This window comes from Tatumella morbirosei, assembly GCF_000757425.2.
Classification (GTDB): Bacteria; Pseudomonadota; Gammaproteobacteria; order Enterobacterales; family Enterobacteriaceae; genus Tatumella; species Tatumella morbirosei.
In genome coordinates, this window is the sequence record NZ_JPKR02000005.1 from 392,389 (window position 1) to 414,693 (window position 22,305).

Sequence of the window (22,305 nt, forward strand, 5' to 3'; positions counted from 1 at the left end):
CCCCGGTGACAGGCTTCTGGCCTGACACCGGGGCTCCGGTTACCGCTGATGGCGTTTAAGAAAACGCTGACGTACCGGTTTCAGCACCAGCAATGCCAGAACTGCGGTCACAACATCCAGCGTAATTGCGCTGCTGAATACCGGCATCCAGCTTTGGGTATGCTGATACAGCATCGCCGCCAGTGGACCGCCTATCACCGAACCGACGCCCTGAGAGATGTACAGGCAGCCATAGTTGGTGGTGGCATGCTGTGATCCAAAAGTATCGGTCAGGGTTGCCGGGAATAATGAAAAGATTTCGCCCCAGCCAAGAAAAACCACCCCGGATAACAGGACAAATAATACCGCATCATGTCGGCACATCAGCCATAGCGTCATCGCCACAGCCTCCAGCGCAAAGGCAATAAACATGGTCTGTTCACGGCCGAGTTTATCCGAAATAAAACCAAACAGAGGCCGTGTCAGACCGTTGGTAAAACGGTCAATGGTCAGGGCCAGTGGCAATGCGGCCATACCGGCAATCACGATATGGCTGACACCAAAATCACGGGCAAAGGTCGCCATTTGCGAGGTGACCATCAGTCCGGAGGTTGACATAAAGGTCATCATAAAAAACATCAGCCAGAACAGCGGCTGGCGCAGCATCTCACTGGCGGTAAACTGCTTCTGCCGTACAGAACCCCCACTCACCACCTCACTGGCGACTGAGACCGGAGCCTGCTTCAGGCCCTGGCTGGCCAGCACCCCAATTACAGCAAACAGCAGACCAAATGCGGTCAGAGTCATGTTCAGGCCATGCCTCTCCAGAGTCAGAGACACAGGGAAAGTAGTGACAATCGCCCCCATACCATAACCCGCAGCGACCATCCCGGCGGCAAAGCCCCGTTTTTCCGGAAACCAGCGCACGACCAGCCCGACTACACCGACGTAGACAATACCGGTGCCCAGTCCACCGATACCGCCATACACCAGATACAACATGGCGATACTGTGTACCTGGGCAGTTAACACCCAACTGAAACCGGACAACAGGGTACCGATAGCAATCAGCTTTTTGGCACCGAAATAGTCCACCAGCTTGCCCTGAAACGGAGAGAAAAAGGTTTGCAGGATAATCAGCAACGAAAAAGTGACCTGTAGTTCCGGCAACCCGACCGAAAACTGTTCCATCATGGGTTTAGTTAACAGGGTCCAGACATACTGTGGGCTGGAAATTGATGCCATGCAGATCAGACCAAATGCCAGTTGTTTCCATTTTTCACTGGCTGCCACGCCGTCTCTCCCGGCTATTTCAGACGCATAAAGGCTCATACTCATCCCCCTGGGGTATTTTAATTTTTAATCGTCAGGAGAAAGCAATTTATGTGCCAGCCGTCACAGTAGGTAAAACCGCTTACCGGGGGGGGTTGTCACCAGGCGCGAAAAATCCTGACTGTTCGGGTGCAAAGGAAGGCAAGGTCTGGTGCAAAGGGAGCTGAGCTCTGGTGCAGCCGATAAGTCGCAAAACCGTCGGGGACAAGGGAAATGGCCGGAACAGGCTGACATCGACTGCCCGTTCCGGCCAGAGGGATCAGATACCGCCGCTGACCAGTCCGTCAATATGGACCTGAGGGACACCCTGAGAGCACAATTCGATGCGCCCGCGGACTCCATAGACTTCAGCCAGGCTCTGCGGGGTGATCACGTCGGAAGGTGCGCCGCTGGCCACAATACGTCCGGCTTTCATCATCACCACGTGATCACTGTGGCGCAGAGCGATATTAATATCGTGCAATACCACCACCGTGACCATATCCCGGACCCGGGTTTCACGGGACACCAGGCTCATCACGTGATACTGATAGTTTAAATCCAGCGCGCTGAGAGGTTCGTCGAGTAAAAGTAATGAAGGGTTACGCACCAGCGACTGAGCCAGTCCGACCATTTGCTTTTGTCCGCCCGATAATTCATCCATATATCTTAGCGCCAGCGACCCAATACCTACCTCTTCCAGTAGCTGCATGATCCGCTCAGGCGTAAAAGCAGCACCGTGCTGACCGGTCGCCCGTGCCGCCACCAGAATGGACTCCAGTACCTGCAGATGGACTCCGGAAGGCAGGCTTTGCGGAAGATAAACCACTTTGTCGCCACGGTCTGCCAATGTCATCTGATTAAGATTCTGGTCATCCAGCCAGATCTCACCCTGTGCCCGGTTTAGCCCGGCCAGAGCACGTAATAACGTGGATTTGCCGCAACCATTCGGCCCCAGCAGTACCGTCACTTTCCCTCGGGGGATCTGTTCCAGGGTCATATTGTTAATCACCGGACGACGGCGGTAACCGGTGGTTAGCTGCCGTATATTCAGGGAATCGGTCATAAATTCCCCCGGTGACGCAGAATAATCACGATAAAGAACGGCACTCCGACCAGCGAAGTAATGATACCAATAGGAATGATGACTCCTGGTTCGATATTTTTCGACACCACAGAAGCCAATGACAGTACCAGAGCACCAATCAGACCACTGGCCGGCAGATAGAACCGGTGATCTTCACCGACCAGTTGCCTTGCGATATGGGGTGCCACCAGCCCGATAAAACCAATCGGCCCGACAAAGGCCACCGCCAGTGCGGATGCCAGGCTGATACGCAACAACGAAGTCATCCGCAGCCGTGCCACATCAATCCCGAAGCTGGCTGCGCGGTCTTCCCCTAAACGTAATGCGGTCAGTTGCCAGGAACTTCGCATTGCCCACGGCAGCAAAATAACAATGGCAGCCGCCATTATCCCCAGTTTCGGCCAGGAAGCACGGCCCAGACTGCCCATCGTCCAGAAGACCAGTGACTGTAATGTATCTTCACTGGCAATAAACTGCATCATGGCGACCAGGGCATTGAAGGTAAACACCAGTGCAATCCCAAACAACACTACCGTAGTCCGGGTTGCAGCTGTCCGCCGGCTGACCAGATTCAGAATAAAGGCGGTCAGCATGGCAAAGATAAAGGCATTGCCGGTCACCAGCCACTGACCCGGTATCCAGGGAATACCAATACCCAGTACCAACGCCAGCGCAGCGCCGAATGACGCCGCCGAAGAGACCCCAAGCGTAAACGGGCTGGCTAACGGATTATTCAGGATGGTCTGCATTTCACTGCCAGATAATCCAAGGGCAAAACCAATAACCACCGCCATCAGGGTAAAAGGCAGGCGAATATCCCAGACAATCACCCGTGTCGCATCATCAACCGCTGAGGGTTCAACCAGCGCAGTCAGTAAGGTGGTCAGGTTAAGTCGGGCAGGACCGATAGTAAAATCGAGGATGACACTACAGCAAATTGCGATAATCAGCGCCAGAAGCAGTAACACGCGCTTACGAATAATTTTTCGATATTCAGCCCCAACGCTTTCATTCTGGCTGGCAACCGACTCTGTAACAGTACTCATTAATGATACTTCCGCGTTCTGAAAACTGAGAGCATTGTTTGTCAAAGGCACTGGCAGGTGATCTTCTTCTGCGGAAAGGTGAAAACAGCACACTCAGAAGATAATGCTTATCCGTCGACAAAATAGAATAATAATCATTACGAATGATACCCTGAAAATATCCGAATTCAACGTTAAACAATTTACACTGCCTAAACAGCGGTAAGAATTTATAAGTCATCCCCTTCTCTAACTGTAAATCCGCCAGACGGCAATATTCGCTTCCGGATATTTACCAGTCGTAACAGATGCCATTGTTTCCGGCTACTTTTCTGAAGATTGATTGTATATGATTTCAATTCTCATTATTGTTTAGATACAGTTTTACTTAACTGTGACAAATTCGAGTCCATGGCCCATAAACTATTCAGGAATCCTCATGAAGCACGCTAAACAACGTATTCAGGGAGTGGTGCGCTATATTGCAGCCGCTTTGTGTTTATCCCCTCTGGCGGCCCTGGCGACCACTTATCCGCTCACGGTGAAAGATATGGATAATCAGACCGTCGTGATTAACCGTGAACCTCAGCGAATTATCCTGCAGGACGGGCGTGATATTATGGCACTGGCCCTGCTGGACCGCGATAATCCATTTGCCCGGGTGGTTACCTGGAACAACCTGATAAAAAAACAGGACAGCCAGGAGTGGGCATTACTGCGTAAAACCTGGCCACAGGCAGCGGCTATTCCTGATATGGGGCAGTCGGACCAGGGCAATGTCGATCCTGAAACGGTGATTGCCAGCCACCCTGACCTGCTGATTGCTCAGTTGCGTGCGAAACCCGCGCTGGAACAGACCGGGGTCCTGAAACGCTTTCGCGAACTGCATATCCCCGTACTGTTTCTCGATTACGAGCTGCATCCGATTCAGGATACGGTGCCAAGTATTACCCTGTTAGGGAAAGTCCTGAACAAAGAGCAGAATGCCAAAGAGTACACCGATTTCTACCTTTCCCGACTAAAACAGATTAATGATGTTGTTGATCATCAACAGAAAAAACCGCTGGTGTTTATTGAGCCGATTGCCGGTAACTCCGACAACTGTTGCTTTACTCACGCCGGTAATGGCTGGGGAGGACTGGTGGCGGCAGCCGGTGGGATAAATATCGGTACAGAATTGCTGACGGGTTCCAGCGGATTTATTAACCCGGAGAAAATTATTGCTATGCGCCCGGACTGGTATCTGATGACCGGCTCAAAACGTGGTGCCCCCGGCAATCCGGTACTGCCGTTTGGCTACAACACCAAAGTTTCAGATATCAAAGCCAGTTTTGATAAGTTGCTGCAACGCACTGCGGTAGCCAATATCCCTGCCGTATCGGAAGGCCATGTCGGTGGCTTGTATCACCACTTCTACAACCATCCGTGGAATATTATTGGCGTTGAAACTCTGGCTCACTGGTTCTACCCAAAACAGTTGCCAAACCTGGATGCGACTGCCGATTATCACTACATCGTGACCCATTTCACTAAACTGCCCGATGAACCAGATAATCTGAGTTACCGCCCGGCAAAATAAGTCATCCACAGCAGGTGGGGCCCGCCGGGAACTGCCTGCTATCAGTGACCAGCCCCCTCTCACACCGTGGGTTTTTCAGAACAACGGAATGCCCGCAGAAAGGTATCGACTGCCTGCTCTACCCAGCGTTCAACCTGTCCGTCTGTCGGAATCGCCGCCGGATGCGTCAGATATTCATTATAGGATTCTCCCCGCAACAGGCTGACAAACTGGCGAGCTGCCAGATGAGTCCCTGTGCGCTGCAATGCAATATCCCCGGCCTGAACCGCATTCTGCAAATGTTCTTCGACCATTTTAACGATAGTCGCCGGTCCGCTTTGCCAGAAAATATGTCCCAGTGCCGGAAAACGCTGACATTCCCCCATCACGACCCGGTACAGCGCCAGTCCTTTCGGCGAAAAGATAATCCCCAGATAAGCAAGACCCAGTTTTTTCAGAGTCCCTTCCAGGTCACCACTGGTCGGCAAAATATTGCGTACCGCCTGAGTCATTTTGGCACACTGATGCTCAATAACCGCACTGAACAGTGCTTCTTTACTGGTACAAAACGCATAGACGGTGGCCTTCGATACCCCCGCCCGTTGCTGAATCATATCGGTGGTGGCGGCACTAAAACCATGTTCAAGAAACACGTCTGAAGCAGCCTGCAATACTGTCAGTTGTTTCTCTGTCAGCGGTTTCGCTGTCACGACTTGATCCTGCATATTCTCTCCCTGACCGGTACTCACCGGTACATCTTTAACATCTCTGTACAAACCGCATTATAACACCATCTTATAGCACCACATAACTTGACAACTTTAGGAATATGCCATTAACTGTACCGATTAGTACAGCTAATTATCCCCCCTGGTTATCAAAGGTCAGTCTATTTTATGAGTAGTCTTCGTTTTTGCCGTTTTCCGGCACAACTCTCTCTGGCTGTTTGCCTGCTGTTGTCTGGTTGCCTGTCGCCTGCCGGAAAAGTGCCGGATGAGAGCACGGTCGGAGCACAAAGCAGTCAGTACTGGAAAGCTTTGGCTTCACAGCTGCCGGCAATGACGACTGCCGATGTTCCCGACCAATGGTGGTCGGTATTTAATGATCCGTTGCTGAACAGACTGGAGCAGAATGCCGGGCAAAATAATCCGGACATACAACTGGCCGCCACCCATGTGGAACAAAGTGCCGCAATGGCTGGTATGGCGGCTTCTGCACTGTACCCGCAGGTCTCGGTGAATGGCAGTGAAACCCGTTCAGCACTGAGTGCTGACTCCCCCTACGCCAGATTAGGTGCACCGGACAGCAGTTATGAGCTGTGGCAATACGGGATGCAGGCCAGCTGGGAAGTCGATTTATGGGGCCATCTGCGACAACTGCGTAATGCCGCCGCCGAAAATGTGATGGCCAGCCAGTATGGCAAAGACATGGTTCAGGTCTCTGTCAGCAGTGATGTTGCCCGCCAGTATATTTTGCTGCGTGAACTCGATGCACGGCAAAAGGTTCTTCAGGAAAATCAGAAGATTGCCGAAGATATGCTGAAGATTGCTGAAAGCCGTCAACGCAACGGTGTGGCGACAATGAATGAACAGGCATCAGCCAGTGCCGATGACCAGCAAATTGACGCAGAACTGATTGCTCTGCAACAGCAAAAAAATCTGTTAATGAATGCGCTGGCCCTGCTCGCGGGTCAGCCACCGCATCAGTTGGATAATCAGCTCAGTAGCGCCCCACTGCCTGCAATGCCGGCCAATATTCCTGCCGGTATACCTTCTGAGCTGGCACAACGCCGACCAGATATACTGCAGGCTGAAGCACAACTGCGGGCAGCAATTGCCGATACCCAGGCCGCGAAAGCCGATTTCTATCCGCGCATTGGTCTGAACGCCGAAGCAGGATTCCAGTCATACAGCTTCTCCGGACTGGGTGAACCCCATAACCGCTTCTATGGACTGGGCCCGACACTCTATCTGCCCATTTTCCAGGGGGGACGTCTGAAGAGTCAGCTGGCTCTGAGCAAAGCCAGCCAGAAAGCAGCGGCGCTCAACTACCATAAAACGGTATTACAGGCCTGGCATGAGGTGATTAACGCCCTGGATGAATGGAATAGTCAGCAACTGCAATATCCGCGCCTGGTGGCTGCCGAACAACAGAACCGGATTGCTTTACAGGTGGCTGAACGTTCCTGGCAACAGGGTGCCGGCGAATTTAGTGATGTGTTGATTGCTCGCCGTGGTCTGTTGCAAAGCCAGCTGGCCGTCACCCATTGTGCCGCTGCCGGAGAACTGGCACTGGTTGCCTTATATCGCTCACTCGGCGGAGGATGGCAGGCTGGCCTGAGCCAGCAGAGGCATCCGTCATGAGTCAGCCCGCCACCCTCCCTGCACCTGGTAGTACGCCGGGGGCAGCGCCTGCTTCGCCTCCCGCGTTTAGCCTGCGACTGGCCTGCGGACTACTGGGAGTACTGCTGGCCGCTATGCTGGCGGGCCTCAGTGACCGGCTACCCGGTCTGGCACTGGCTGATATCAGTGGCGCCCTGGGGTTCAGCCACGACGGCGCATCATGGCTGAATACCGCCTATGCGGCGGGAGAGCTTGCGGTGATGCCATTTGCGACCTGGTGCGCGATTACCTTCTCGCTGCGCCGTTTTCATCTGTGGATGTTGGGGACTACCCTGGCACTGGCTGCAGTACTGCCGTTTTTACACGCCCTGTCGGTGATGATTATTGTCCGTGCCATTCAGGGGTTCACTGCCGGAGCCCTGATTCCGCTGCTAATGATGTCAGCACTGCGCTTTTTACCCCTGTCAATCCGCCTGCACGGACTGGCGTTATATGCCATGACCGCCACTTTTGCACCCAACATCGCCTTATGGCTGGCCTCACTGGCGGTAGATAAGCTATCTGACTGGCACTGGATTTACTGGATAATGCTCCCGCCAGGTCTCCTGGCCTTTATTCTGGTCGCCTGGGGGATTCCGGTGATGCCACCGGCGCTGGCGCGTATTAAGCAGGGTAACTGGTTTGGAATGGCTTTCGGAATTCCGGGCCTTAGTTTGCTGGCGATTGGCTTGGATCAGGGGGTGCGCCTTGACTGGTTCAACTCACCGGTCATCTGTGCGGCTTTTCTCTGCGCCGCAGTATTCTGCAGCATTTTTATTATCAGTGAATGGTTTCACCCTACCCCCTTCATCCGCCTGCAGCTACTGGAACGCCGTAATTTGTGGCTCGGCTTTATTCTGTTTATCTGCCTGCTGGTGATCATGAGCACGGCAGTCGTTCTGCCGGCCACCATCCTCGAAGATATTCAGGGATTCCGTCTGCCTCAGGTCGCGGTTATGGGGCTGATGGTCGGTGTACCACAGTTAGTGATTGGTCCACTGGTCGCCTTGCTGCTGTATCAGCCGTGGGTCGATGCGCGTAAAACCTTTGCCCTCGGATTATTGTGTATAGCCCTCTCCTGCTGGCTGAACACCCGAATCACCGACCAGTGGATGACTGCTCAGTTTACCACCTCAGTGCTGTTGCAGATGATTGGTCAGCCGCTGTCCATCATATCCCTGCTGTTTCTGGCCACCAGTGTCGTACAACCGATGGAAGGTCCGTATGTCTCGGGGATAATCAACACACTGCGTGCCGCCGGCACCGTGTTTGGCGCGGCGCTGATTGAACAAATCAGTTACCTGCGCGGCAGTTTTCACAGTGAAATGCTGTTAAACAACCTCGGCGGTCGCTGGCCGGAAGCCTCCTCTTCAGTCAGTACCGGACAGGTAGCTGAATGGGTCAGTCAGCAGTCCGCATTGCTGTCCACCGCCGACATTTATTACCTCTTTACCTTTGTCACCCTGCTGTTAATCCCGGCGGTGCTATGCCTGAAATATATTCCGGCCCCGCGTTTGCCGGCCAGTACACCGCCGGCTGCGCCAGCGCCAGCTTCTCCGTCAACGACAGCCAGTAATGGATAATACAACCCGCTATGAGTAAATCATCACGTTTTAAAATCACCGCCATCGTAGTTGCCGTACTGGTGGTCATTGTCGCCCTCTGGCTGATGAACCGGCCGGAATCTGACGCGTCATCACAAACCACCGATGATGCCTACATTCAGGCAGATCTCACCTCGATTTCCCCACGGATTTCCGGGGTCATCAGTCAGGTGATGGTCAGAGACAACCAGTCGGTGAGCGCCGGACAACTGTTATTTACGCTGGACTCTCGTGACTATCAGATTGCGCTGCAACGGGCCGATGCCGGAATTCGCAGTGCTCAGGCTACGCTGGATTCATTAAAAGCACAGATCGAACGCCAGGGAAGTGAGCAGCAACAGGCACAGGCAACTATCGATGCCAGCCAGGCCGATTTACAGTTAGCCGCAGAGAACCGTCAGCGCTTTAGTAACCTGGCCCGTGACGGCTCAGGCACCCGTCAGGCTCAACAAGCCGCTGAGGCGACCTGGAAAACTGCCCGTGCCACGTTAATGAAAAACAACGCTGCGTTACAGGCTATTAAAGATCAGACTCAGGTGTTGCGTGCCGACCAGGAAAAAGCTGCCGCTGATTTACAGCAGGCGAACGTCGCTCATGCCGATGCTCTGCTTAACCTCTCTTATTGCCAGGTGAAAGCACCTGAGGACGGGATTGTCGCACAGCGAGTGGTGCGTACCGGCAGTTATGCCCATACCGGCGAACAGCAGCTAACGCTGGTTCCGTTAAATCGCCTGTATATCAATGCCAACTACCGCGAAACCCAACTGGCGAATGTTCGTCCCGGACAATCGGTCACCTTCCATGTGGACGCCCTGCCGGGAATCACCTTTACCGGTAAGGTCGAAAGTTTGTCGCCAGCCAGTAACGTGAGTTTTTCTCCGCTCCCGGCACATAATGCTACAGGAAATTTTACCAAAATAGTGCAACGTATCACGGTACGTATCGTTCCTGATGCCGGACAGAAAAACCTCGATCGTCTGAAAGTGGGTATGTCAGCAGAACCGACTATCCATACCGATAACCCTTAATCTTTGACTCAGGAGCCGGCGATGCAAACAGGTTACCAGATTACCTTTTTCACCCAGCAGGAACGGGTACATAAACAGCAGACTGTGGCCCAATGGCTAATGGCAACAGCCCGCCAGATGGGGCTTCGCGGCGCGACTCTGACCGGCGGCATTGAAGGGTTTGGTCATGACGGACTCGATCACTGTATCACTCTGTTTGATGTCTCTGCTCAACCCGTCCAGGTGATCCTGGTGGTGACTGAACCTCAGGCTGATCAGTTGTTTGCCTTGCTGGCGGCCGAGAAAATTGAGGTGTTCTATACCAAAACCGCGGTCTCATTTGGTGTCAGTGGTGACAGCAGCCGTTGATTCCTTTGAACTCAGAGACGACCCGCAAGACACTATTAACTAACGGCGTTATCATGCCCGGCAGTTAATCTGCGCACGGCCATTCCCCCGCCGGGGAGTGGCCACTGCATTAACCTCGATGTTCTGCAATCAGCAAAGCTTCAGTATCTGGCTCCAGCGCCCTGAAAATATGCCGTAAATCGCCCGGGTAACACAGATAATCCCCCGGATTCAGCTCGACCGGACTATCTGCCAGCCCCACCAGCGCCCGTCCACGGACTAAAATAATATGCTCGACTGAACCGGGCAGATGAGGCTCAGACAGACGATCACTGCCTGGCTGGACATACAACGAATAAACATCACGACGCGCCCCCGGCGGGCAGTTAGCCAGCAAAATCGCCTGATAGTTTGCCTGGCCTGAATTTACCGCCAAACCTTCTCCCTTGCGTAACAGACGCACCGTGCTCTGTTCCTCTTCCAGTAATCTGGCAAACGGCATATCCAAAGCCATACACAGCGACCAGAGGGTTTCCAGGCTCGGGTTTCCGCTACCGGACTCCAGCTGTGACAGGGTGGACTTGGCAATACCGGCACGACGTGCCACTTCAGCCAGAGAAAGCCCTGAACGTTGCCGTTCCCGGGACAGACTACGGGCGATAACCGAGATAGGCGGATTCATAATTCCCCGAACGTTCGCCATAACGAACGAAATGTTCTTCTTGTAAAACACCGCACAGGTGTTCATTATATCGTACCAGCGTTCATTTTAACGGACTTACTATGGATAAACCACACTATTCCGCTCTCCCTCCGGATGTGATCAAAGCTATCTTACTGGTCTCTTTGGCGGATGGCATTGTCGCTCTCTCTTATGGCTCACTGGCCGGTAGCCTGGGTTTTCCACTCTGGGTCCCGTTAGCGTTGTCCCTGTTGGTGATGGCCGGAGCTTCAGAATTTATCTTTATCGGCATGGTCGCCGGCGGGGGAAGCCCACTGGCCGCCGCTGCCGCCGGGTTACTGGTTAATGCCCGGCACATCCCGTTTGGAATAGCCGTGCGCGATCTGGTAGGGCGTGGCCGACGTAGTATTGTCGGCAGCCATATTATGAATGATGAAAGTGTCATGTTTGGGCTGTCACAACCCGACAGGGTGCAGCAGCGGGCCGCATTCTGGCTGTGTGGTCTGGGTATTGCCATCTGCTGGCCCGGGGGCGTATTAGCCGGATTACTGATTGGTCGCCATCTGCCAGACCCTGGGGTGATTGGGCTCGATGCCGTTTTCCCGGCGATTATGCTTGCCCTGGTGATTCCGGCTCTGAAGAAAAGAAATACCCGCCACCGTGCCGGGGCGGGAGCGTTACTGGCACTACTGACAGTGCCGTGGTTGCCGGTCGGCTTACCGGTACTCCTGTCACTGGCCGGAGTCACACTCAGGGGGAAAAAACATGACCAGTAATCCACTGTTAATCACCGGTATTGCTCTGCTGGCAGCAGGCACCTTTCTGATGCGTTTTGTCAGCAGCCGACTGGGTCACCGGATAGCACTGCCGGATGAATGGCAGCAACGTCTGTCAGACGCCGCCACAACCCTGTTACTGGCTGTGGCGTTAATTGCGACCTTTTACCAGGACGACCACTTTGCCGGATTTGCGCGGCTGTGCGGAGTCGGCGTTGCCGTGTTACTGACGTTGCGTAAACTACCGCTGATTGTAGTCATTGTCGCCTCCGCAGCAGTCACTGCCGTCTTACGGTACTGCGGATTACAATAACCCCTCATGGATAGCCGTCATGCCGCCACTGCCATCCGCCGCCGCGGCATGACGGCAGCGTCTGTTAGTGACGTAGTCTGGATTTCAGCCCCTCCAGCATTACGGCGGCGATAATAATGACACCTTTCACCACTTGCTGGTTATATCCGGAAATATTCATCAGGTTCATCAGGTTAGAAATAATACTCAGGATCATCACACCAATGATGGTATTCAGGACATTCCCCCGCCCGCCCGCCAGACTGGCACCACCGACGACTACCGCGGCGATAACATCCAGTTCAAAACCGACCGATAACACCGGAGATCCTACTCCGGTACGGGTCGAGGCCATCAATCCCGCCAGTCCGCAGGCAAAACCACTGACCGCATAAACAGCAAACTTATACCAACCCACCCGGATACCCGCAAAGCGGGTTGCTGTTTCATTTGAGCCAATGGAGATCACCAGCCGGCCAAACACCGTGTATTTGTAAACCAGATAAGCCACGACAGCGAACAGCAGCAGAATATAAACCGGCAGCGGGATCCCGAACAGGTAACCGGTACCGAAATCCACCAGTGTCATATCGTCGATAAACACCGGCTGTCCCTTGGCGATGATCAGGGCCAACCCGCGGGCGATGGTCATCATCGCCAGGGTGGCAATAAAAGGCGCGATATTAAACAGTGTAACCAGCGTACCCGCTCCGGCCCCGATAATAGCCGCTGCAAACAGACTCGCGAACACTGCCGGCCAGAGACCAATCTCCGGGATCAGAATCGCAACCAGTACGGAAATAAATGCCATCACTGACCCGACCGACAGATCAATACCTCCGGTCAGGATAACAAATAGCATGCCTAACGCAGCCAGTCCGAGAGGTACACTCTGTCGTAGTACGTTGGTAATATTATCGCCACTGTAGAATTTATCAGACAGGAAGCCGGCAACCACCAGCATCAGAATAAAGACGATCAGTGTTGAGTTATTCAGTAAAAAAGTGACAACTTTACCGGATGAGGTTGCTGTCGGTTGCGATGTTTTAACCTGTTCCATAATGTTCCTCATTCAGCCAGTGCACGTTTAGGAATAGCATGCTTCATAATATTTTCTTCAGTAATGTGTTCGCCCTGAAGTTCACAGGTAATACTGCCTTCACTCATGACATAGACACGGTGAGAAAGATTGATCACTTCGATCATCTCGGAAGAGATCAATAAGATCGCAAAACCACGGCGCGCCAGTTCATGGATCACATTATAAATTTCTACTTTGGCCCCGACGTCGACACCGCGGGTAGGTTCATCGAGAATCAGAAAATCGCATTCCGTATTCAGCCACTTTGCAATCACCACTTTTTGCTGATTACCACCGCTCAGACTGGAGACCGGATGTTCTGTCGAACCCATGCGGATTTTTAATTTCTTCTGATAATCACTGGCCAAAGCCCGGTCGCGGGAATGGCTGATCAGTCCCCAGCCAACACAGACCTTTTTAATACGCGACAGCGAAATATTTTCACGAATACTTTGTGGGAGTATCGCCCCCTGATGCTTTCGGTCTTCCGGCACCAGGCCAATACCATGCCGGACTGCATCTGCGGGATGGCGGGAGGTAATTTTGCGGCCATTCTTGAAAACAGTCCCGCTGCTTATCGGGTCAATACCGAACAGGCAGCGCGCGATTTCACTGCGCCCGGCCCCCACCAGGCCCGCCAGACCGACAATTTCACCCTTACGCACCTGCAAATCGATATTGTTTAGCAAACTGCGGGTATTCAGATTTTCTACCCGCAGAATTTCTTCCTGCTGAGGAATATTTTTTTCCGGATAGAGATTTTCAAATTTTCTGCCCACCATCGCCGAAATAATGTCATCTTCGGTACAGGTATGCGGATCAAGTTCCCCGACTGATTCGCCATCTTTAATCACGCTGATAGCATCGGCAATTCTGAATATTTCTTCCAGACGGTGAGAGATATAAAGGATCGTCACCCCCTGCCCTTTCAGTAATTTAAGCTGGCTAAACAGAATATCGATCTCACGTTCGGATAAAACAGCCGTCGGCTCATCCAGAATTAGAATTTTCACATCACGGGCCAGAGATTTCGCAATTTCCACCATCTGCTGATAGGCAACACTGAGATCACCCACCTTCTGCCCTGGCGCAATATCAAATCCCAGACGGCTTAATACCCGCCCGGCCTGCTTATTTAACTCACTCCAGTGAACAATACCTTTTCCGCGGCCTAAACTGTCGAGATAAATATTTTCAGCCACGGTTAAATCAGGTGCCAGTGCCAGCTCCTGGTAAATAATGCCGATACCATTTTCACGGCTCTGTGCCGGTGAGGTAAAATGCAGTTCTTCGCCGTTAATTTTTAATATTCCGTCATCCTTTATATAAATACCCGACAGAATTTTCATTAATGTTGATTTTCCGGCACCATTTTCACCGACAATCGCGTGTATATCACCATGCTTCACCTTTAATGAAACATCTTTCAGAGCATGAATCCCGCCAAAGCGTTTTTTGACATGCTCAATTACAATCGCGTAGTTTTCCATTGGCAGGCCCTCTGCAACCAGCCTCTCCCCTGTCACCAGGGGAGAGGCCATTATCAGAAAATCGAATCTTTTTTATAATATTTATCCACATTATCCTTGGTGATCAGAATAGACGGGATATAGACATAGTCAGGGAAGTCTTTCTGCCCGGCCTGATATTTCTGAATGACATCCAGTGCCGTATTGGTCAGTAAATCAGGGTTATTCGAGGCGGTCGCCTGTAAATCACCGCGTTTAATGGCTTCCAGGCCTTTTTTATAACCATCGTGGGAGAATACGCTGACATTTTGCAGTTTATTCGCCGCACGCAGAGAAAGGATCGCTCCTAAGGCCATATCGTCCATTTCACTGTACACACAGTTAATTTTATCGCCCTGAGCAACAATCATATCCTCCATGGCTTTCAGACCCCCTTGCTGGTCCCAGTTCCCCCAGCCCTGGCTAAGGATCGTCAGTTGAGTATGGTTATATTTACGCAACTGGGCTTCGAGGACACCACGCATAAAGTTATCCCGGCGCGCTTCTCCCACCAGATTTCCCTGATTACCACTGATTAAAACGCAGTTAAGCGGTTTGTCACCGAATTTGTCGACCGCATATTCACCAATCAAAATATTGTTTTTTACGTTGTTTGCCTGCACACGGGTAATCACCGGCGCATCCAGGGAAATATCACTGTCCAGTACCACGACGGGGACATTTTTCTGTTTGGCCATTTGTGTAATCCGCAAACCGGCTTCAGGATCCTGAGGGTTCAGAATTAAATAGTTGATCCCCTGAGAAAGCATATCTTCCACATCAGAGATTTGCTTATTCAGGTCACCACGTGCATCCGTAGTAATTAATTCATAACCGTGCTCTTTGGCATGAATTTTCATATATTCGGTCAGCCCGTTAAAAAAGGCACCATTTAGCGTCCGGTTAGCAAAACCGACTTTAATAGTATCCGCCGCATAAGCGGCTGACGAAACAGAAGCCATAACCAGTGCCATACTACAAACCAGCGTTTTTATTTTCATAATGCTTTCCTATACGTAGGGACAGAGCAGCCAGAGTTTCCTTAAACAGAGGACGCTACCGGCATCGGTTACACCCTTCCCCCGGGATGCCCGGGGGAAGGGTTAAGCTAATATTTTTCGGGCCTCCAGTTGCTGCTGATACATCAGCCGGAACGCTTTCAGACGTTTTTGCAGGTACTCCCAGTGGTCTGCCTGTGGTTGGAAACGTTGTTTTTCCGCCGGTTTGACGCACACTTGTGCTTCATCACCGCCATCGGCAAGCCAGGCTAGCCTGGCTGCGCCTAATGCACCGCCGGCTTCGCTGCCTTCATGGGTAATCATCGGCAGATTAAGGACATCCGCGATTAACTGAGACCATTCAGCACTGCGGGCCCCGCCTCCTACCAGAGAACATTCACTGAGTTCGGTCCCCGCTTCATTCAGCACCCGCAGACCATCGGCCAGGCCGAAGGTAATACCTTCAATCACCGCATAACCGAGATGAGCGCGGGTAACGTCATGTGTCAGATAATGAAAAGAACCGCTCGCCTGAGGATCGTTATGCGGAGTACGTTCGCCAGACAGGTACGGCAGGAAGATCGGCGCATTGCGTCGTTGATCCAGCGTCAGCCTGCCGACTTCTGCCATCAGGGTCGTTTCATCACAGCCAAGGATCTGACAGACCCAGCGCAATGCGCTGGCCGCACTTAACATCACACTCATCTGGTGCCAGCGTTGGGGTAAAGCATGACAGAAAGCATGTACTGCCGATTGGGGGTTTGGCCGGTAGCACTCATTAACGGTAAACAGCACTCCGGAGGTTCCCAGCGAAATAAAGGCGTCTCCCGGTCTGACCGCGCCGATCCCCACCGCACTGGCCGCATTGTCACCGCCACCACCCGCCACCACTAGTCCGGCGGGCAAATGCCATTCGGCGGCGATCTCCGGGGTCAGACGCCCGCCTGCCGCAGAGCCTTCCACTAACGCCGGCATCATTTCCCGGGTCAGATCGCAAGCCTGTAACAGTTCATCTGACCAGTCACGTTTCGCCACATCCAGCCATAACGTGCCGGCAGAATCAGACATATCGCTGATGAATTCACCGGTCATCCGCCAGCGCAGATAATCTTTCGGCAGCAAAACATGCGCGATCCGTGCAAAAATATCCGGTTCATGACGGGCAACCCAGAGCAATTTTGGCGCGGTAAACCCGGGCATCGCCAGGTTACCGGCGATACGATGCAGAGAAGGTGCTTTTGCCGTCAGTTGCTGGCATTGCTCCGCACTTCGCGTGTCGTTCCATAAAATACAGGGGCGTAAAACTTCGCCCTGTTTATCCAGTAACACTGCACCATGCATCTGACCGGATAAACCAATGGCTTTAATCGAGGACCAATGCTCCGCAGCTTTTTCGCGTAACTGACCCATCGCACGCTGTAATGCCTGCCACCAACTTTGCGGGTCCTGTTCTGACCAGTGAGGATGCGGACGTTGAATGGTTAATTCCGCACCGGCAAAGGCCACAATCTTCCCCTGCTCATCAATGACCAGGGTTTTTATTTCGGATGTTCCGACATCAATCCCAAGATACACAGTGCCTCCGGTCAGTGTGCTGCAGATGCCAGCAACGGTTTCAGTTGCGCCACCGTGTCACGCAGCAGCTGAGTAAAACCAGACTGGTTGGCTGCCAGCTCACCGAATAACGCCTCATTCGACGCGAAAAGACCCAGCGGATCTTCTGAATCAAACATCCGGTGTAATTCGTCGGCGTTCATGACCCCGTCCTGATATTCATAAGGCAGCTCACCACGATGCCAGCGCTGCATAAACAGGAAGAACAGTGCCGGCAGGACAGCCGTAGCACGCGGTATCTCTCCTCTGGCATAACATTCCATCAGTGTCGGGGTAATAAAACCGGGGATTTTAGAGAGACCATCTGCCGCCACGCGCTGGTTAGTATCCTGAATATAGGGATTACTAAACCGTGACAGGACAACATCGCGATAAACCTGCAGGTCGAGCGGGCTCGGTGACAGGCAGGGAATGACATCTTCGGTGACATAATTCCACGCCAACTGTTTGATGGCCTCAGTGCTGGTACTTTCATGAATATAGGACTGACCAATCAGCGTTCCTGCCCAGGCAATACAGCTATGACTGGCATTCAGGATACGGATTTTAGCTTCTTCGAATGCCTGCACGGATTCCACCAGTTCGACATCCACATTCTCCAGTGCAGGTCGGCCGGCGATAAAATTTTCTTCAATCACCCACTGAATAAAGGCTTCCCCCATCACCGGTACGGCATCATGGATACCAGTAACTTCCAGGACCCGCGGCGCAATATCCGGAGTCGGACGGGGTGTAATACGGTCAACCATGGTATTCGGGGAGGTGGTCTGTTTTTCTACCCAGTCATGTAACTGTTGCTGGCCGGACAGTGTCAGGAACGTCAGAAATCCCTGACGGAAACGTTCACCATTATGCCGCAGATTATCGCAACTCAGCAGCGTAACCGGTTCTCCTCCCGCCTGTAGCCGGCCGTTCAGGATACGTGTCAGGGCACCATAGATAGTACAGGCTCCACCGGCTAAATCAGCCTTTATATCCGCTTGCTGCGGGTCCAGTCGGTGTTCCGTATCCAGATAATAACCGCCTTCTGTCACAGTAAACGCAATCACTTTGGTGGCCGGCGACGCGCCCTGGGCAATCAGCGCACTCAGTTGCGGGTCGTGAGGTAGAATTTTACGAATCGAGGTAATGGTTTCATAGTCGCGTACTCCTTCCGGAGTGACGGTTTCCAGGGTGTATTGACCGCCTTGTTGTTCCAGTGCGGCTAACAGCGCATCGGCATCATTACGGATATTCCCCAGCGCAATTGACCAGCGTTCATCCTGTTGTTGCAGTAAACGATGCAGATACCAGGCCTGATGTGCCCGGTGAAAAGAACCGGCGCCAAGATGCATCCAGACATTCGGTGTAGTAGTGGTTTCAGACATAATCAGCACCTCCTCAGAGGAATTCATATTTTGGGCAAATGTTTATGTTGTGAATAATTATTTAAAATTAATATATGTGAACAATTACCCTAAATATGAGCAATAAATCACATTTTTATTATTTTAAATCAGCCTGACGGGATTATCAGGCGCTATAGTAGTCATGAACACCCCCGGACACGATGGATGAATAATGGCAAAATCAAATAAAAAACAGGAGCTTGCAGCAAGAGCCGCCTGGATGTACTACGTAGGCGGACAAACCCAGCATCAGATTGCTGAGGTGCTCGGTGTCTCACGTCAGGTTGCACAACGACTGGTCGCCGCCGCCAGTGAGCTCGGGCTGGTAAGGGTTAATATCAATCACAATATTGCAGAATGTGCTTCACTGGCCACACAACTGGCAGAAAACTTTCAGCTGGTCCGCTGTCAGGTTGTTCCTTCTGCGGGACTGGATTCCAGCACCTTAAACCGGATGATAGCCGTAGCCGCAGCCGAAGAACTGGAACGGGTGATTAACCGTGAGCAGCCGCAGATTATCGCGTTAGGCTCCGGCCGCGCGCTTCGTGCTGCTATCAAACAACTGCCGGATTTACACTATCCTCAGCACAGTTGTCTGTCACTGATTGGCGCTATCGCCTCGGATGGCTCCTGTACCCAATATGATGTTCCGCTCAGTATTGCGGAGAAGACTCATAGCAAATACTTTATCCTGCCAGCCCCTCTGTTTGCCGACAGTCCGGAAGATCGGGATATCTGGTGTAACCAGCGGATTTACAAGCTGATCTACGGTAAAGCCAGCCAGGCTGATGTGGCTTTCCTGGGTATCGGGCAAATCAGCTTTCAGTGCCCGCTGCATGCCGACGGCTTTATCGATAGCAGTGACGTACAGCGGCTGGTGTCGGCCGGGGCCGTCGCTGAAATGTTAGGTAATTTTATCGATCAGAACGGTCAACTGGTGGGGGATCTGCTGGATCAGCGCCGTACCAGCATTCCGCTGACACCCTGCCCGCAAAATGAACGGATTGCCTTTGCCGGGGGCACCGAAAAATTCCAGGCAATACAGGCAGTACTGCGTGGACGTTGGATTAACGGACTGGTGACCGACGAAGATACCGCACGACGGCTGCTGTTTAACCATCCGGCAGAAAGCTAATCGCCGGAGAGCTTAGAGAAAGAATAACGGCACCGGGTCGTTCATTTTCCGGCATTTTCCGTGAGGTCACATGGAGGAATGGCAACAGCGCCTGTCAGACGCTGCCACCAGGTTGTGACTGGCCGTAGTGTTAAATGCCGGCCTCCCAAAATCCCGGGGGTGCGTTCTACCGGTCAGCCTTGTTGTAACGAGAAAAAATCCACACTGTCATCCAGTACCAGCATATGGCCGGGATAGTGGCTGCACATCCACTCCGGCTTCAGCGGAGGCAGTACAATCTGCGGAGTCACTCCACAGGCCCAGAAGACCGGCACATAGCCCTCTTCCAGCCCCGGGTAGACGCCAAAATCTGGCACAGTAATATCGCTAATCCCAATGGTTTCCGGCGATCCGTAATGCACCGGCATACCATGACCTGAGGCGTAACGCGCGGTCACTCCGGTGGCCACCGCAATTTTAGAATGATGTACAGGTCGCATGCTGACTGCCATAGGCCCACCTATCTTCCCTGCACTGACACAGGGAATATTGGTGATATAGACCGGAGGGGCCTGATGGCTGACCGGTATTCCTGCCCGGCGAAGCGGGCCATCAAAGGTATGGCTGCACCCCAGCAGGAAAGCGACGGCATCTTCCCGCCAGTGTTGTGTTAAATCATAGGGTTCATCGGCCAGTTCACCGTGGTGCCAGACCCGATAGCGCGGCAGCATACTGCGTACGTCGAAACGGGTGTTTCCGGCAGTGAGCAGATACTCTCCGGGTTCCCCTACCGCCAGCAACGGGCAGACTTTAGGATTACGGACACAGAACAGCAACAGATCCCATGCCTGCGCCGCAGGTACAATCACCAGATTAGCCTGCTGGAAATCATCCAGCATTCCGGCGGTTGGTTGCCGCCACTCTCCGGCGGCAGCCAGTTCACGCAACTGTTGCGGAGTCGTCACCTTCATTTTGACAGCTCCTGTTTATGGGTATCACGCATCCTCAGCAGTACCCACAGACCCGGCACGGCAGCGCAGGCCATAAAGATACCCGGCATAAACAACCAGCCAGTTTTTTCGATAAGCGCAGTCACCAGGTAAGGGGTGATCCCGCCACCGAGAATAGCGCCAATGTTGATACTCAGCGCCATCCCGCTATAACGAACCCGGGTCGGGAACTGTTCCGCATAAGTCGGGTACCCGACTGACTGTACAATCGGCATCGGCAGGCTGGCGATAAACATCGCGACACACGCCAGCCAGTAGTTATGGTGTCCCATCACCGACATCATCGGTAGTACCAACACAACATAGCCCAGGAAACCAATTTTCAGAACTTTACTGCGTCCCAGTTTATCGGACAATCCACCCCAGAAAGGCATCATTGCCGCCATCGCCAGACTTATAAACGCCATTAACCAGAACACCTGCTGCTTGTCATATCCAAGCCAGGTCGTCAGATAGATATTCATAAACACAATGCCAATCCAGTAGCCGGCATTCTGTCCGAAGGTCAGCACAATCACCCGCAGTAACGCAAAACGGTGTTCGCGGATCATGGTGATAAACGGTGTATGTTCCGGTTTTTTTCCCTGACTGAACTCTTTAAAGGCCGGAGTTTCCTCGACCTGATGGCGCATTACCGCCGACAGAATGACCAGTGGAATGGTCAGCAGGAAAGGTATCCGCCAGCCCCAGTGCTGTAACTGTGTGGCATCTACCGTATGTAACATGCATCCACAGACAAACGCGGCCAAAGCACCGCCGAGCGCAACGCCAACCGGAGTAAAGGAGCCATAGAAACCGCGTTTACCCTGCGGGGCCGACTCTGCCACAAAGGCCGCGGCCCCGACAATTTCTGCTCCGGCAAAGAATCCCTGTGCCAGTCTCAACACCACCAGCATGACTGGCGCGGCAATGCCGATGGATGCAGTATCCGGTAACACCCCAATGGCAGCCGTAGACCCCCCCATGCCAAGCACGGTGAGCAGTAATATTTTTCTGCGCCCAAGACGGTCGCCCATCCGGCCCAGTAAAATACCGCCCAGTGGCCGAATCAGAAACGCGCTGCCGAAGACAGCCAGAACGGATAATAATGCTGCCGCAGGGCTGGAGCCGGGGAAAAATAATGGCCCAATAACCGATGCCATAAAACCATAAATACCGAACTCATAATATTCAATTGCAGTTCCGGTCATGGCGGCGACCGCTGCACGCCGGGCCAGTAAATGACGGGCGGCATTTTGCTGGTGTACAGACACCGGCACAAATTCCGCTTCAGTTTCATAGGACATGGTGATTTTGCCTCACAGGTGAATTATTAACAGAACTGCCACAACATCCGGCGTTCTTTTTTATTGTGTGGATATAACAAGCAACCCGGAGACCAATTCCGCCATTGATAGAAATTATTCGTCAGTCGTTATCCTGTATTAAAATAAATGCGGATAACGGGTTATGAATAATATTCATTCTCATTAAAAGGCTAAAAAGACAATATTTCACCTGCCGGATAGCGACGGCAATTTAAAAGGAAACGGGTAAGGGGGA

Annotated in this window: 20 protein-coding genes; 8 read left to right on the forward strand and 12 right to left on the reverse strand. The window is 52.6% G+C overall.

Annotated features, from left to right (window positions below; genetic code table 11):
• Positions 1-39 precede the first annotated feature (39 nt).
• The 3 genes from oxlT to HA49_RS17355 all read right to left on the reverse strand — a co-directional run bounded on the left by oxlT (position 40) and on the right by HA49_RS17355 (position 3,423).
• Positions 40-1,311, reverse strand: coding sequence for an oxalate/formate MFS antiporter (gene oxlT / locus HA49_RS17345; protein WP_046791900.1), 1,272 nt, complete (start codon positions 1,309-1,311; stop codon positions 40-42).
• A 259-nt stretch (positions 1,312-1,570) separates the two neighbouring features.
• Positions 1,571-2,356 (reverse strand): ABC transporter ATP-binding protein, encoded by a 786-nt coding sequence (locus tag HA49_RS17350; RefSeq protein WP_038015544.1) that lies wholly within the window; start codon positions 2,354-2,356, stop codon positions 1,571-1,573.
• A complete protein-coding gene (locus HA49_RS17355) occupies positions 2,353-3,423 on the reverse strand; it encodes a FecCD family ABC transporter permease (protein ID WP_038015545.1) in 1,071 nt (356 codons plus the stop codon). Before HA49_RS17355 ends, HA49_RS17350 begins: the two co-directional genes overlap by 4 nt.
• Positions 3,424-3,841: 418 nt before the next feature.
• Here HA49_RS17355 and HA49_RS17360 point away from each other — a divergent pair, with 418 nt between their 5' ends.
• Positions 3,842-4,981, forward strand: a complete 1,140-nt coding sequence (locus HA49_RS17360) for an ABC transporter substrate-binding protein (RefSeq protein WP_084706457.1) — start codon at positions 3,842-3,844, stop codon at positions 4,979-4,981.
• Positions 4,982-5,040: 59 nt separating this feature from the next.
• On the opposite strand, the gene HA49_RS17365 is transcribed toward HA49_RS17360, so the two are convergent.
• Positions 5,041-5,685, reverse strand: a complete 645-nt coding sequence (locus tag HA49_RS17365; protein WP_038015547.1) for a TetR/AcrR family transcriptional regulator — start codon at positions 5,683-5,685, stop codon at positions 5,041-5,043.
• A 171-nt stretch (positions 5,686-5,856) separates the two neighbouring features.
• Between HA49_RS17365 and HA49_RS17370 the strand changes: the two genes are divergently transcribed.
• From HA49_RS17370 to HA49_RS17385, 4 genes are read left to right on the forward strand one after another with little or no spacing between them, the layout of a single operon-like run.
• Positions 5,857-7,323, forward strand: a complete 1,467-nt coding sequence (locus HA49_RS17370; protein WP_046791901.1) for an efflux transporter outer membrane subunit — start codon at positions 5,857-5,859, stop codon at positions 7,321-7,323.
• Positions 7,320-8,924, forward strand: coding sequence for an MFS transporter (locus HA49_RS17375; RefSeq protein ID WP_038015549.1), 1,605 nt, complete (start codon positions 7,320-7,322; stop codon positions 8,922-8,924). Before HA49_RS17370 ends, HA49_RS17375 begins: the two co-directional genes overlap by 4 nt.
• 11 nt (positions 8,925-8,935) lie before the next feature.
• Complete coding sequence (locus HA49_RS17380; RefSeq protein ID WP_038015551.1) at positions 8,936-9,973, forward strand: HlyD family secretion protein; 1,038 nt, start codon at positions 8,936-8,938, stop codon at positions 9,971-9,973.
• 21 nt (positions 9,974-9,994) lie between these two features.
• Positions 9,995-10,321 carry a DUF190 domain-containing protein gene (locus tag HA49_RS17385; protein WP_038015552.1) on the forward strand — a complete coding sequence of 109 codons (327 nt, stop codon included), beginning with the start codon at positions 9,995-9,997 and terminating at the stop codon, positions 10,319-10,321.
• Positions 10,322-10,430: 109 nt separating this feature from the next.
• Here HA49_RS17385 and HA49_RS17390 read toward each other — a convergent pair whose 3' ends face one another.
• Positions 10,431-10,982 carry a helix-turn-helix domain-containing protein gene (locus HA49_RS17390; RefSeq protein ID WP_038015794.1) on the reverse strand — a complete coding sequence of 184 codons (552 nt, stop codon included), beginning with the start codon at positions 10,980-10,982 and terminating at the stop codon, positions 10,431-10,433.
• A gap of 101 nt (positions 10,983-11,083) precedes the next feature.
• Between HA49_RS17390 and HA49_RS17395 the strand changes: the two genes are divergently transcribed.
• Together HA49_RS17395 and HA49_RS17400 are read left to right on the forward strand one after the other, a co-directional pair.
• Positions 11,084-11,758 (forward strand): AzlC family ABC transporter permease, encoded by a 675-nt coding sequence (locus tag HA49_RS17395; RefSeq protein ID WP_038015554.1) that lies wholly within the window; start codon positions 11,084-11,086, stop codon positions 11,756-11,758.
• On the forward strand, positions 11,748-12,071 hold the full coding sequence (locus HA49_RS17400) for an AzlD domain-containing protein (RefSeq protein WP_038015555.1): 324 nt from the start codon (positions 11,748-11,750) through the stop codon (positions 12,069-12,071). The genes HA49_RS17395 and HA49_RS17400 overlap by 11 nt, the downstream gene beginning before the upstream one ends.
• A gap of 64 nt (positions 12,072-12,135) precedes the next feature.
• On the opposite strand, the gene HA49_RS17405 is transcribed toward HA49_RS17400, so the two are convergent.
• The 5 genes from HA49_RS17405 to dalD all read right to left on the reverse strand — a co-directional run bounded on the left by HA49_RS17405 (position 12,136) and on the right by dalD (position 18,618).
• Complete coding sequence (locus HA49_RS17405) at positions 12,136-13,110, reverse strand: ABC transporter permease (protein WP_046791902.1); 975 nt, start codon at positions 13,108-13,110, stop codon at positions 12,136-12,138.
• Between the two features lie 8 nt (positions 13,111-13,118).
• On the reverse strand, positions 13,119-14,621 hold the full coding sequence (locus HA49_RS17410) for a sugar ABC transporter ATP-binding protein (RefSeq protein ID WP_038015558.1): 1,503 nt from the start codon (positions 14,619-14,621) through the stop codon (positions 13,119-13,121).
• A 53-nt stretch (positions 14,622-14,674) separates the two neighbouring features.
• Entirely contained in the window at positions 14,675-15,613 is a 939-nt protein-coding gene (locus HA49_RS17415; RefSeq protein WP_038015797.1) for a substrate-binding domain-containing protein, read from the reverse strand.
• Between the two features lie 129 nt (positions 15,614-15,742).
• A complete protein-coding gene (gene xylB / locus HA49_RS17420) occupies positions 15,743-17,212 on the reverse strand; it encodes a xylulokinase (RefSeq protein ID WP_038015560.1) in 1,470 nt (489 codons plus the stop codon).
• An 11-nt stretch (positions 17,213-17,223) separates the two neighbouring features.
• Positions 17,224-18,618 carry a D-arabinitol 4-dehydrogenase gene (gene dalD, locus HA49_RS17425; protein ID WP_038015562.1) on the reverse strand — a complete coding sequence of 465 codons (1,395 nt, stop codon included), beginning with the start codon at positions 18,616-18,618 and terminating at the stop codon, positions 17,224-17,226.
• Positions 18,619-18,811: 193 nt separating this feature from the next.
• Here dalD and HA49_RS17430 point away from each other — a divergent pair, with 193 nt between their 5' ends.
• The gene (locus HA49_RS17430) at positions 18,812-19,774 is read left to right on the forward strand and encodes a sugar-binding transcriptional regulator (protein WP_038015564.1); all 963 of its coding nucleotides are present in this window, start codon (positions 18,812-18,814) and stop codon (positions 19,772-19,774) included.
• A 173-nt stretch (positions 19,775-19,947) separates the two neighbouring features.
• Here HA49_RS17430 and HA49_RS17435 read toward each other — a convergent pair whose 3' ends face one another.
• Both HA49_RS17435 and HA49_RS17440 read right to left on the reverse strand, forming a co-directional pair.
• Positions 19,948-20,724 carry a D-glutamate cyclase family protein gene (locus tag HA49_RS17435; RefSeq protein WP_038015565.1) on the reverse strand — a complete coding sequence of 259 codons (777 nt, stop codon included), beginning with the start codon at positions 20,722-20,724 and terminating at the stop codon, positions 19,948-19,950.
• Positions 20,721-22,049 carry an MFS transporter gene (locus HA49_RS17440; protein WP_052752539.1) on the reverse strand — a complete coding sequence of 443 codons (1,329 nt, stop codon included), beginning with the start codon at positions 22,047-22,049 and terminating at the stop codon, positions 20,721-20,723. The genes HA49_RS17435 and HA49_RS17440 overlap by 4 nt, the downstream gene beginning before the upstream one ends.
• Positions 22,050-22,305 lie beyond the last annotated feature (256 nt).